Source organism: Bradyrhizobium ontarionense, from assembly GCF_021088345.1.
GTDB lineage: Bacteria > Pseudomonadota > Alphaproteobacteria > Rhizobiales > Xanthobacteraceae > Bradyrhizobium > Bradyrhizobium ontarionense.
In genome coordinates this window covers 2,715,606-2,727,722 of the sequence record NZ_CP088156.1, presented here as the reverse complement: position 1 = coordinate 2,727,722, position 12,117 = coordinate 2,715,606, and the positions used below count along the sequence as shown (strand labels likewise).

Sequence of the window (12,117 nt, the reverse complement as noted above, 5' to 3'; positions counted from 1 at the left end):
CGAGGGCCGTCGCGCCCGCCAGGAAGCCGCGCCGCGAGCGATCTGTCGTCGGGTCACTCGTCGCCGGCACCCTCGTCGCGCGGGAAAGATGCGGAGGATGGGGATGCCATCCTCCGCCGAACGGTGTCTCTCAGCTCCGCGGCGTGATCGGAGCCTTGCTGCTGCGGCCCCACAGCACGAACAGCGACAGCGCCAGCAGCACCAGGTTGACGGGCACCACCATCGTCTCGCCGCGCGAGATGTGGAAGGCCATCGCGAACACCTGCAGGGTGGCGCAACCGAGCGCTGCAAACACGGTGAGGCCCGGCTTGATGCGGGTCAGCGACGGCAAGAGGATGCCGAGTGCGCCGGCGAGATCGATCAAGCCGATCAGGCGCACGAACCATTCGGAATATTCGCCGGCCCACGGCATCATGGCCGCGAGCTGCGGGATCGGCGTGAACAGCTTCATCAAACCAGCCGAGCCGAAGCCCAGGAAGATCACGGCTTGCGTGATCCAGAGCCCGATGCGCCAGCCGAGCGCGGGCGGCAGCGGGGCGAGATCGGTCGTAGTGGTGGCGGACATGGGGACTCTCCGGGAATGTGACTCTGTCCCGACATTGGTGATTTCTTCTCATTTGATCATTACGCTTCTGGTTGAAGCATCATTTCCCAGGGGTTTATGACGGATGGACACGCTGGTCGGTATCCGGGTGTTTTGCCAGGTCGCCGAGCTCAAGAGCTTTGCGGCCGCGGCCGGGCGGCTCGGGCTTTCGCCCGCCATGGCGTCCAAGCACGTCATGCAGCTCGAACAGCGGCTATCGACGCGGCTGCTCAACCGGACCAGCCGCCGGGTCAGCCTCACCGAGGCCGGTGTCGTTTATTTCGAGCAGGTGCGGCAGATGCTCGACACGCTCGACGACGTCGAGGCGGTGGTCAGCAAGGCGACTGTGATTCCGCGCGGCATCCTGAAGGTCAGTGTGCCCGTGTGGTTCGCGAACCCGTTGTTTGCCGGCGTGCTCGCGGCCTATCGCACGCGCCATCCCGACGTCGTGCTCGACATCGACCTCAGCGGCCGGCTGGTCAATCTGATCGAGGAGGGTTTCGATCTGGCGCTCCGGGTCTCGGCGGCGCCCGGTGACGGACTGATCGCGCGGCCGCTTGCACAGGTCCTGATGCAGCTCGTTGCTGCGCCGAGCTATCTTGACGCGGCTGGGCGGCCCAAGGCGGTCGCCGATCTCAACGGCCATGCGATGCTCAAATACGCGTTGTATCCTCTCCGGGCGGTCACGTTGCCCGGTCCGGAGGGCGAGGTGGTGCTGGCCTTCAAGGACGTGCTGATCAGCGGCAACGAGACGCTGCTGCACCATGCCGCTGTCGCCGGCATGGGTATGGCGGTGCTGCCGCGATGGCTGATGGCCGACGACCTCGCCGCGGGACGACTCGAGACGGTGCTGCCGGAGGCGCTGACGATCAGGGCGCCGCTGATGGCGGTCTATCCCAGCCGCAAATATCTCTCGGCCAAGGTCCGCACCTTCATCGATTTCATCGCCGATGACCCGCTGATGAAGCAGGCCTCGGACGGCCCGACGCCGGCGATCGACGCGACGGCAGCGGGCGCAAGGAAGGGGCGGAGGCTGAGGCTGAGGCTGAGGTCTTAGGGCGTGCGGAATGAGTCTGGGCTGAACTGATTTCAGTTTTTCGCTCGCCGCTCCCGACACCCCACGCCGTCATTCCGGGGCATTCGCGCGCAAAATGGCGAAGCCATTTTGAAGCAGCGCGAATGAGCCCGGAATCCATAACCACAGGTGGTTGTGAGGACCGAGGCTGCGCATGGCGCTTATCTTCGCCAAATGACGGCTCGTGGTTATGGATTCCGGGCTCGCGCTACGCGCGCCCCGGAATGACGAGTGGAGAGAGTGCGCTCAGGCAGCGAATTGATCCGCCGTGCCGCGCCAACCGAACTTCATCGCATCATGATTTAGTCGGGCCCGCTCACGGCCGCACCGCCGGCGCCTCCATCGGCATGCCGCGAGCGCGCGACATCAGGTAGAGCTCCAGCGCGATCATGTCGGGCGCATCGAAATCCAAGGCCTGGGCGCGCACGCCGGTCATGCAGCCGCGGATGCGCCGCTGCAAGGAACCCATCGCCTGCCATTCCAGCCGGTAGATCGGATAGCCGGTCGGCTGTCCTTGCGTGATCGCCGAGCCCGCGAGGTGCTTGTCCCAATTGTCGTCGTGGCAGTTGGTACAGGCGAGATTGAGCTGGCCCTGCCGCTGCAGGAACAGCTCACGCCCGCGCGCGACTGATGGTGCGAGCCGCGGATCGTCGCCAGCCGTGATCGGCGTGTCACGCGACTGCTTCGTGATGAGTGCCGTCAGCGCCAGCATCTCGCGGCTGTCGGGCGCGAATGGATCGGCCTGCTGATGCTGCTTGCGGCAGAGATTGACGCGCTGGCCGAGATCGACCGGCACGCCGCTGATGGCGTCGAACGCCGGATAGTGCGCGGCCACGCCCTTCATGCTCATGGCCGCGTCGCCATGGCAATCGCTGCAGGATTTCTCCGCCGCACCGGTCTTCGCCGTCCACAGCGTCTCGCCGTCGAGCACCGACAGCATCGCCGGATTGGCGGTGTCGTCATCCTGCATCGCCTTCGTGTCCGATGACATGAAGCTGTATCCGGAGCGGCGCTGATCCGGCGCAATCTCCGACGCGCTGATGGGCAGGGCCACCAGCAACGCTGCGATCGCGAGCAGGGCGTTCCGTCGCATCATTCGACCGTGATGACAGCCGAGGCGTTCGCCACGAAGCCGTTGTCGCCGATCCATTCGAGCTCGAACCGGCCGCTCTCGCTGGCCGTGGTGAAGAACGACAGGAACGGGTTGGCGGCGACAGCGGGGAACAGGTCGGCGCGGAAGATCTCGCTGCCGTTGAACTTGCAGGTGAAGCTGGTGACGATGTCGCGTGGCACCACCTCGCCGGCCGCGGTGTGGCGGTAGCCCGGCTCCATGACATGGCTCATCAGCGTCTTGATTTCGATGACGGCGCCGCGTTTCGCTTTCGCGGGAACATTGACCAGGGCTGCGGCCATCACGGCATCTCCTCGGTGCAGGCGGCGAGCGTCACGATGACGTCGACGCTGACAGACCAGAACGAGCCGTCGGAGAGCTTTGCGATGGCGACCACCTTCTGCGTATCGGCGAGCCGGATGCGGGTGGCGACCTGCGCGCGGCCGGCCTGCGGCGTCAGATGGAAGTTCGCAATGTTCGGCTGCGGGTTCTTCTCGTTGAAGACGTGGATGCTCTTGACGTAGCTCTCTGTCGTCATCGGGTGATCGACGCTGACCGTCATCGGCACCGTGTTGCCGTTCTCGACCAGCGGCGGGATGTCGAGTCTGACCTTGCCTGTCAGCACATTGGCTTCGCCGACGAGGTTTCGGATCGCGGAAGCCAGCATCGCCGGGGTGGCTTGCGCGCGCCGGACGGTGACGAGCGGCAGCGCGCTGGCGCCGGCGAGCGTTCCGGCAAGCTGCAGCAGGTGGCGGCGCGAGATGTGTGTCGGTTCGAACATGCGGCTCATCGGGTCTTACTCACGCAACGTCGCAAGATAGGCGACGATGTCTTCGATCTGCTCGGCTGACAGGATGGGCTTGTCGCGCCAAGCCCGCCCGACACGCGTCAGCCCGTCGACGCGATAATAGGACGGCATGATCGTCGCCGGATTGAGCCGGCTCGCATCGACCAGCCGTAGCCGCAGTTGCGCGGGGCTGGATCGGCTCCCGGCACCGGCGAGACTCGGCGCGAGATCGCCCGGGAAGCGCACCTCCGGAAACGGACCGGAATGACAGAGGATGCAGGTCGCGCTGCGGTCGATCACCAGCGCGCGGCCCCGTGCCGCGTCGCCGGCTTGGCCGGTCAGCGAGTCCGTGATGCCGTCCCCGGTGATCGTATGCGGCGCAAGCGTCTGCGCCACGGCGGCAGCGGGCAGGGCGGTGATGATCACGGCGATGAGCCGGTTAGCCGAAGGCATCATGGGTCAGCGCCTTGAACCAGGCCGTCGCGGCCTCCGCCTCCGTCGCGCGCGTTGTGCGCGGCGCGTCGACCGGGCTGGTCCGGCCGCCCTCGACCTCGGTGAAGATGTCTCCCTTGGGCTGATAGACGCCTGCCAGCGAGAACGCGTAGTCCGGCGCGACGATGCTGTAGCAGATTCCGGTCAGTGGCGGCGGCTCGGATGGCCGTCCGGTCAGGTCACGCGCGATCACGGCCGCACAGACTTTGCCTTGGGCTTGCGCGGCGCCGGCCGATTTCGGGATGCCGCCGCCGAGACAGGCATCGCCGATGACATGAATGTCCGGGACCAGCTTCGAGGCAAAGCTCGACGCATCGATCGGACACCAGCCGGTACGGTCGGCAGCACCGGCCAGTGCCGCGATGCGGCCGGCCTTCTGCGGCGGGATGATGTTGGCGACATCGGGATTGTAGTTGCCGAACTCGGTGACGACGGCGCGCGTCGCGACGTCAACGGCGGTGACGCGGCCGCCCTGCGACAGCGGGATGCGCTCGATCATGCCGTCATAGAGCTGCTGCCACGCCTGCTCGAACAGCTTCTGCTGCGAGAAGGTGTCCTTGGCGTCGAGGATCAGCACCTTCGACTTCGGCTTGTGCGTCTTCAGATAATGCGCGATCAGGCTGGCGCGCTCATAGGGCGCCGGCGGGCAGCGTGACGGATTGGCCGGCACCGCGATCGCGACCGTGCCGCCGTCCGGCATCGCCTCGATCTGCCGGCGCAGCAGCAAAGTCTGCTCGCCGGCCTTGTAGGCGTGCGGCATGACAGCAGATGCGGCCTCGTCGTAGCCTTGCAGGGCGGTGAAATCGATTTCGATGCCCGGTGCGAGCACGAGACGGTCGTAGGACAGCGTGGCGCCGTCGGCGAGCGTCACTTTGTGCCCCGGCGCGTCGATCGCGGTGGCGGCCTGCAGGATGACGCGCACGCCTTCGCTGGCGACCCGGTCGTAGCCGAATTGCTGGGCACTGATGTCGCGCAGACCGGCGATGACCTCGTTGCTCAGGGGACATGAGGTGAACGTCTTGTTGGCCTCGACCAGCGTGACGTCGAGCCTGCCATCGGCCTGGCGCAGCGCGCGGGCGCAGCTGGCGCCGCCGAAGCCGCCGCCGATCACGACGACGCGCGCCGCGCCTTGCGCGCGCAGCACAGCAGGCGCGGCGATCATGGCCGCCGTCGCCGCGATCAGGCCGCCGACCTCTCTGCGCGTTCGCTGCCGGGCAATCATCATTGTTTCAGAAGTGCATGGCGGCAGGCTTTGTTCCGAACGCCTGCCGCCACTTGTCTCATGCAAAGGTGATGTTCTGGTCGCGCAGCGGCACTGAGCGGATGCGTTTTCCCGTCGCGGCGAAATATGCATTCAGCACCGCAGGCGCTGCGACGCCGATGGTCGGCTCGCCGACGCCGCCCCAGAATCCGCCGCTCGGGATCATGATCGCTTCCACCTTCGGCATCTCGTTGATGCGCATCGAATTGTAGGTGTCGAAGTTGGTCTGCTCGATGCGCCCGTCCTTGACGGTGCAGCCGCCGTAGAACAGCGCCGACAGCCCGTAGACGAACGAGCCGGCGATCTGCCGTTCCACCTGCGCCGGGTTGACGACGTAGCCCGGATCGGTGGAGGCGACGATGCGGTGGATCTTGATCTTGGTGCCGTCGACCACCGAGATCTCGGCGGCGCCGGCGACATAGCTGCCATAGCCGTGGAGCTGCGCCAGCCCGCGATGCACGCCTTCGGGGGCGGGCGTACCCCAGCCGATCTTCTCCGCCACGGCATTGAGCACCGCGAGATGCTTCGGATGATCGGCCATCAGCTTGCGTCGGAACTCCAGCGGATCCTGGCCGGCCGCGTCGGCGAGCTCATCCATGAAGCATTCGAGATAGATCGCGTTCTGGTTCACGTTGACGCCGCGCCAGAAGCCCGGATTGATATGCGGGTTGCGCATCGAATGCTCAATCAGGAGGTTGGGCACGGAGTAGCCGATCGTGGCCTCGCCGGTCGCGCCGAGTCCCTGGAAGGTCGCCGGATCCTTGCCGTTGACGAGCGCATCGGGCCGCAGGCTGAACAGGATCGACTGGCCGGAGATCCGCATGTGCAGCGCTGTCAGGTTGTTGTCGGCGTCGAAGCCGCCGGTCAGCTTGCACTGCGTGATCGGGTGATAGCGGCCATGCGTCATGTCCTCCTCGCGCGACCAGATCAGCTTGACCGGCGTGCCCGGCATCTCCCTGGCGATCAGCACCGCCTGGCGGACATAGTCGGTCTGGCCGCGCCGGCCGAAGCCGCCGCCGAGGATCAGCTTGTGGACCTCGCACTTCTCCGCCGGCAGGCCTGAGGCTTCGAGCACGGCGGCGAATGCCGCTTCGCCGTTCTGCGTGCCGCACCACACCTCGCAGCGATCCGCGGTGTAGACCGCCGTCGCGTTCATCGGCTCCATGGTGGCGTGGTTCTGGTACGGATAGTTGTAGACCGCCTCGACCTTCTTCACCGCGTTTCCGAGCGCAGCCTTGGCGTCGCCGTTCTCGTTGCCGACATAGGCCGGCCCGGACTCCAATCCTTCCGCCAGCCATTTTCCGATCGACGCCGAGGAGACCTTGGCGTTGTCGCCTTCGTCCCAGACGATCGGCAGCGCGTCGAGCGCCGTCTTCGCGTGCCACCAGGTGTCGGCGATCACAGCGACGGCGGTGGCCCCGACCGGCACCACCTTCTTGACGCCCTTCATGCCGGCGATCTTGGCCTCGTCATAGCTCTTCAGCTTGCCGCCGGTGACCGGACAATCCTTGATCGCGGCGTTGAGCATGTTCGGCAGCGTGACGTCGGCGCCGTAGATCATCGCGCCGGTGACCTTGTCGGCGGTGTCGAGCCGCTTGACGCCCTTGCCGATCAGGGTCCAGTCCTTCGGATCCTTCAGCTTGACGTCGACAGGCGGCGTCAGCTTGGCGGCGGCCTCGGCGACCTTGCCGTAGGTCGTGGTGCGGGCCGACGCCTTGTGCGTGATGACGCTGTTGGCGGCGGTGCATTCGGCTGATGGCACCTTCCATTGATCGGCGGCGGCCTGGATCAGCATCATGCGCGCGGCGGCGCCGCCCTTGCGCACGTAGTCCTGCGAGCTGCGGATGCCGCGGCTGCCGCCGGTGGAGAAGTCGCCCCAGACGCGCTTGCGCGCGACGTTCTGGCCGGGCGTCGGATATTCAGTCGTCACCTTGCTCCAGTCGCAGGCGAGCTCCTCGGCCACGAGCTGGGCGAGACCCGTCAGGGTGCCCTGGCCCATCTCGGAGCGGGCGACGCGGATCACGACAGTGTCGTCGGGCCGGATCACGACCCATGCGTTGACCTCGGGGGAGCCATCCGCGGCGCGCACGATCTGCGGGCCGCCGAAGGGGATGTCGAGACCAAGCGCCAGGCCGCCGCCGAGCGCGGCGGTGCCGATGACGAAGGAACGGCGGTTGAGGCGCGGCGTCACATGCTGGTTCATGCTGAGCTCCTCAGGCGTTGGCGGCGGCGTGGATCGCCTCGCGCACCTGCGCGAAGGTTCCACAGCGGCAGATGTTGGTGATGGCGTCGTTGATGTCCTGATCGCTCGGCTTCGGATTGTCCTTCAGCAGCGCGGTGACGGCCATGATCATGCCGCTCTGGCAATAGCCGCATTGCGGAACGTCGTTTTCCAGCCAGGCCTGCTGCACCTTGTGCAGGCCGCTCTCGCTCGCCAGCCCTTCGATGGTCGTGATCTGCTTGCCCACCGCCTCGGACACGGTGATGCCGCAGGAGCGGACGGCGACGCCGTCGAGATGCACGGTGCAGGCGCCGCATTGTGCAATGCCGCAGCCGTATTTGGTGCCGGTCAATCCGGCGTTCTCGCGGATCGCCCACAGCAGCGGCGTGTCGGCTTCGACGTCGAGATTATAGACTTTGCCGTTAATCGTCAGGTTTGCCATCGCAGATCCCTTTCGTTCAACTCGCCAGTTGAACTGAGGGCCCACTCTGGCGCGAACGATGGAATCGTTCAAATCAAGAATATGCGTTTGCGGCTCGGAAGATTCGTGATGGCCTGGGGTTGTTGGTTGCTCGACCTTACGAGCCGCGCGGAGGTGCAACCGCCAGCCGCAGGAAGCTCATGACGCTGCCGAGCGCGGCGAAGCCCGCGCCGAGTGCCAGCGCCAAGGTCGCCCCGTCGCGCCCCGCAAGGCTGAAGCAGAGTGCGGCCAACGCCGCCCCCGTGGTCTGTCCCGTCAGCCGCGCGGTCGCGACGATGCCGCTGGCCCCGCCGCTGCGATGCGGCGGTGCGCTTGACATGATGGCCTTCATATTCGGCGCCTGGAAGAAGCCGAACCCGATGCCGCAGATCAGCATGCGCCAGACGATGTTCGCAATGCTGGGGTTGTCCGGCAGCAGCGCCAGCAGCGCCATGCCGGTTCCGAGCATCACGAGGCCGATGCCGCCGAGCAGGCCGGCGGGAAAGCGGTCCGACAGCCGGCCGGCGATCGGCGCCATGATCGTGACTGCGAGCGGCCAGGGCGTCATGAAGAACCCGGTCTCGACCTGCGAGCGCTGCAATATGTCCTCGAAGTAGAAGGGCAGGGAGACGAAGCCGAGGCCCTGCACGGAGAAGGAACACACCGCGGTCGCCGCCGACAGCGCGAACACGCCGCGGCGGAACAGGTCGATCGGCAGCATCGGTGCCGGATGATCGGCCTGGCGCCGGGTGAGAATGACGCCGAGCACGAGAGCACCGACCAGTTCGGCTACGACCGTCGGCGGCGTCGCGCCGTGGGCGGCGCTGCCGATGCCGGTGATGAAGAGCCCTAGGCATAGCGCGGCGAGCCCGGCGCCGAGGAAGTCGAAGCCGTGATCAGCGCGCGGCGTGCGCGGCAGCATCTTCATGCCGATCAGGATGGCGATGACGCCAAACGGAAGATTGATCGCGAACAGCCACGGCCACGCGCCGAGCGAGAGAATGGCGGAAGCAATCGTCGGTCCGAAGGTGAAGGAGATGCCGACCACCAGCGCATTGTGGCCGAGACCGCGGCCGAGCATCTTGCCGGGATAGACATAGCGCACCAGCGCGGTGTTGACGCTCATGATGCCGCTGGCGCCGAGGCCCTGAAGCGCGCGGGCGACGACGAGCGTCGGCAGCGACCAGGCCAGCGCACAACCGACCGAGGCCAGCGTGAACAGCAGCAGGCCGCCGAGATAGATGCGCTGGTGGCCGACGATCTCGCCGAGCGCGCCGAGCGGCAGCAGCGTTGCGACCAATGCGATCTGGTAGATGTTGACGACCCAGACCACCTCGGCCGGCGAGACGTGCAGATCGGCCGAGATCGACGGCAGCGCGATGTTGGCAATGGCGACATCGAGCGAAGCCATGGAGAGTGCCGTGAAGATCGCGGCAATCGCCCATGGCCGCTGTCGCGGCGGCAGTCCGTCGGCGGAGCCGTCGCTGGCCATCGCGAGCTTTGGAGCGTGTTTGCGGCTGGACATGGAGACCTTCGGTTGGCGGGTGCGTCCGGTTGAGGATGTACACGGGACCGGGCGAGCGCCCCAGCCATTTCGCGCGCATGGGCGCATGCGTGCACGGCGGCAGGCTCAACAACCGGGGTGACAGCGCCGGTGCCGTCATGCTGAAACGGGCGCATCGTCGTCGCGAGGTGAGGGAGCCGCCATGCATGTTGTCGTTCTGCCGGGAGACGGCATCGGACCGGAAATCACGACGGCGACATCGCAGGTGCTGCGCGCCGCGTCCGAGCAGTTCCAGCTCGGCCTCGTGCTCGACGAGCATGCGGTAGGTCACGCGAGCCTGGCACGGTTCGGCACCACCGTGCGGCCGGACCTGCTTGGTCTCGTGAAGGCCGCTGACGGCCTGATCCTCGGACCGACGGCGACCTTCGACTTCAAGGACGAGGCGCGCGGCGAGATCAATCCATCGCGGCATTTCCGCAAGAGCCTCGATCTGTTCGCCAACATCCGCCCCGCGCGCACCTATCCGGGACGGACCAACCGGGTCGGCGATTTCGATCTCGTCGTCGTGCGCGAGAACACCGAGGGCTTCTATGCCGACCGCAACATGGAGGAGGGCAATGCCGAGCTGCGCGTGACCCCCGATGTCGTGATCTCGATGCGGCGGATCACGCGGCCGTGCTGCGAGCGCATCGCCGAGGTCGCATGCCAGCTCGCGATGAAACGGCGCAAACATCTGACCATCGTGCACAAGGCCAATGTGCTCAGGATGGGCGACGGCATGTTCCTCGACATTTGCAAAGCGACGGCCTCGCGCTATCCCGAGCTCGCGGTCGACGAGGTGCTGGTCGATGCCGCCATGGCGCATGTGGTGCGCGAGCCCGGCCGTTTCGACGTGCTGGTCACCACCAACATGTTCGGCGACATCCTCTCCGATCTGACGGCCGAGCTATCCGGCAGCCTCGGGCTCGGTGGCGCGCTCAACATGGGCGCTGACCATGCGATGGCGCAGGCTGCGCACGGCTCCGCGCCGGACATCGCCGGACGAGGCATCGCCAATCCGGTGTCGTTGATCCTGTCGGCGGCGCTGCTTCTGGACTGGCACGGCACGCGCACCCGTCAGCCGCGCTTCGTCTCGGCGGCCGCCGCCATCGAAGCCGCTGTTGCTGACGCGATCGGGCAAGGCCAGTCCACGCAGGATATCGGTGGTTCGCTCGGCACTGCCGAGGCCGCAGCTGCGATCACGGCGCGGCTGCAAGCGTGAGCGTCGACGGAGGCTAGGACCTCTGAACAGAGGGGCTGACGGTTTTCCGAGCGGACTGCCTTGCATGTGTCAGCTAAAATGAGGCGCCAAAGCGCACAAGCGGGCGCGACCCGAGTCCACCAACTTGCGCGGCACAGCAAGTCGGCAGCTATCTGAGGGTATAGTGGCCGTGGCGCTAACGCCTTCGGGAAGGCAGCTCGTGACCCTAAGCGGGCGTCGTGACGTTTGAATTTGCAGGGACGACGCTGGCGCTACGGCCGCAGGGTTCGTTGAAGGAAGGAAATCGTATCAGCGATCGACTGGGCGCGAACCGCCGCGTCAAATCCCATCGAATAGCCGGGCGCTGCGGCAAGGCAGGCTCCAAAGGCGGCTGGATCGAATGGCTTCGGCTCTCCGTCGATCAGCAAGGCCGGCCGATTCGGTCCCAATAGGAGGAGCGGACATTTTTTTGTGCTGACGAGGTCCGGGTAGAAGCGAGCAGTAGTGAGGTCGGGGACCGTCCATGCGTGGTAGGCGCCCGGATAGATTACGGTCTGGATCGGAGTTGGCGCCCCGGCGGCGCGCGCGTAGGCGAGGTAACTGTGGACCTTTGTCAGCGGAAGATTGTCGTCCTTGTCGCCAAGCAGCATCAGGATCGGGGAGCCGGTATAGGCGCCCGGATTGGCAATCGCGCCAAAAGTGCCTCCGGGATAAAATGCGACGTGGGCGACAAACCGCTCCGGTCCGGGATTGAGCGCCGATCGCAGTGGCTCCATCGCCGCAAGATGGGCCACTTCAGCGCCATACGAGAACCCAATGATCGCAATGTGCCCAGCGTCGATCCGACTGTCGCCGGAAAGAAAGCGCAGTGCGGCGTATGCGTCCGCAACGCCAATCGGCAGATATCCTGGTGATCCCTGCAGGGCTGCGCCCGTGGTTCCGCGCGCGGCAAAACTGTCATAAGTCAATGTCGCGAAGCCTGCCTTGCGCAATTCGGCGGCCACATAACCTTCGTTTGCATCGCGATAGCCGGCGAGCGTGTGTACCACGACGATGGCAGGGTACTGGTCCTTCACCTGTTCGGGAAGAACGAGGGTGGCCTTGATCGTCACCCGACCGGTAGTAGCCTCTCGCGCTAAAAGCTGGCGCATGTCGCCGTAGGTGGCCGACTGAAACGTGATTGTGGTTGTGCCTGCCTGTGGCGGCTGGGAAAGTCCGGCCGCCATTCCGTACAGGAACGCTGCTACTGCTAAGCATAAGATCCGGTACATCGGAGGCCTTCGCTTCGCCTTGACGGAGCAAAACTACCCGGCCGCCTCTGCGAAAGCTACGTCTGTTGTTGGCCCAAATTCGGCGAGATTTCGTGGTGCGGCAAGTCGGCAG

12 protein-coding genes are annotated in these 12,117 nt (G+C 66.0%); 2 read left to right on the top strand and 10 right to left on the bottom strand.

The genetic code is table 11. The annotated features are described in order from the left end of the window. Positions 1 to 130: 130 nt before the first annotated feature. On the bottom strand, positions 131 to 565 hold the full coding sequence (locus LQG66_RS12315) for a DoxX family protein (protein WP_231326483.1): 435 nt from the start codon (positions 563 to 565) through the stop codon (positions 131 to 133). 103 nt (positions 566 to 668) lie between these two features. Here LQG66_RS12315 and LQG66_RS12310 point away from each other — a divergent pair, with 103 nt between their 5' ends. After that, on the top strand, positions 669 to 1,640 hold the full coding sequence (locus tag LQG66_RS12310; protein ID WP_231326482.1) for a LysR family transcriptional regulator: 972 nt from the start codon (positions 669 to 671) through the stop codon (positions 1,638 to 1,640). A 334-nt stretch (positions 1,641 to 1,974) separates the two neighbouring features. Here the strand turns inward: LQG66_RS12310 and soxA are convergent, their stop codons facing one another. The 8 genes from soxA to LQG66_RS12270 form a co-directional block, all read right to left on the bottom strand. Then, positions 1,975 to 2,751, bottom strand: a complete 777-nt coding sequence (soxA, locus tag LQG66_RS12305) for a sulfur oxidation c-type cytochrome SoxA (protein ID WP_231326481.1) — start codon at positions 2,749 to 2,751, stop codon at positions 1,975 to 1,977. Beyond that, entirely contained in the window at positions 2,751 to 3,071 is a 321-nt protein-coding gene (gene soxZ, locus LQG66_RS12300; protein WP_231326480.1) for a thiosulfate oxidation carrier complex protein SoxZ, read from the bottom strand. Before soxZ ends, soxA begins: the two co-directional genes overlap by 1 nt. After that, positions 3,071 to 3,559 (bottom strand): SoxY-related AACIE arm protein, encoded by a 489-nt coding sequence (locus LQG66_RS12295; RefSeq protein ID WP_231326479.1) that lies wholly within the window; start codon positions 3,557 to 3,559, stop codon positions 3,071 to 3,073. The genes soxZ and LQG66_RS12295 overlap by 1 nt, the downstream gene beginning before the upstream one ends. A 6-nt stretch (positions 3,560 to 3,565) precedes the next feature. After that, positions 3,566 to 4,012, bottom strand: a complete 447-nt coding sequence (soxX, locus tag LQG66_RS12290; protein ID WP_231326478.1) for a sulfur oxidation c-type cytochrome SoxX — start codon at positions 4,010 to 4,012, stop codon at positions 3,566 to 3,568. After that, entirely contained in the window at positions 3,996 to 5,273 is a 1,278-nt protein-coding gene (locus LQG66_RS12285) for an FCSD flavin-binding domain-containing protein (RefSeq protein ID WP_231326477.1), read from the bottom strand. The genes soxX and LQG66_RS12285 overlap by 17 nt, the downstream gene beginning before the upstream one ends. Positions 5,274 to 5,328: 55 nt before the next feature. Beyond that, positions 5,329 to 7,512: a xanthine dehydrogenase family protein molybdopterin-binding subunit gene (locus tag LQG66_RS12280; protein ID WP_231326476.1), complete on the bottom strand. Its 2,184-nt coding sequence runs from the start codon at positions 7,510 to 7,512 to the stop codon at positions 5,329 to 5,331. 10 nt (positions 7,513 to 7,522) lie between these two features. After that, positions 7,523 to 7,972 (bottom strand): (2Fe-2S)-binding protein, encoded by a 450-nt coding sequence (locus LQG66_RS12275; RefSeq protein WP_231326475.1) that lies wholly within the window; start codon positions 7,970 to 7,972, stop codon positions 7,523 to 7,525. Positions 7,973 to 8,108: 136 nt separating this feature from the next. Next, positions 8,109 to 9,515: an MFS transporter gene (locus LQG66_RS12270; RefSeq protein ID WP_231326474.1), complete on the bottom strand. Its 1,407-nt coding sequence runs from the start codon at positions 9,513 to 9,515 to the stop codon at positions 8,109 to 8,111. A gap of 181 nt (positions 9,516 to 9,696) precedes the next feature. On the opposite strand from LQG66_RS12270, the gene LQG66_RS12265 reads away from it, so the two are divergent. Then, positions 9,697 to 10,755, top strand: a complete 1,059-nt coding sequence (locus tag LQG66_RS12265; protein ID WP_231326473.1) for an isocitrate/isopropylmalate dehydrogenase family protein — start codon at positions 9,697 to 9,699, stop codon at positions 10,753 to 10,755. Between the two features lie 251 nt (positions 10,756 to 11,006). Here LQG66_RS12265 and LQG66_RS12260 read toward each other — a convergent pair whose 3' ends face one another. Further along, positions 11,007 to 12,005, bottom strand: a complete 999-nt coding sequence (locus LQG66_RS12260; RefSeq protein ID WP_231326472.1) for a dienelactone hydrolase family protein — start codon at positions 12,003 to 12,005, stop codon at positions 11,007 to 11,009. Positions 12,006 to 12,117: the final 112 nt, after the last annotated feature.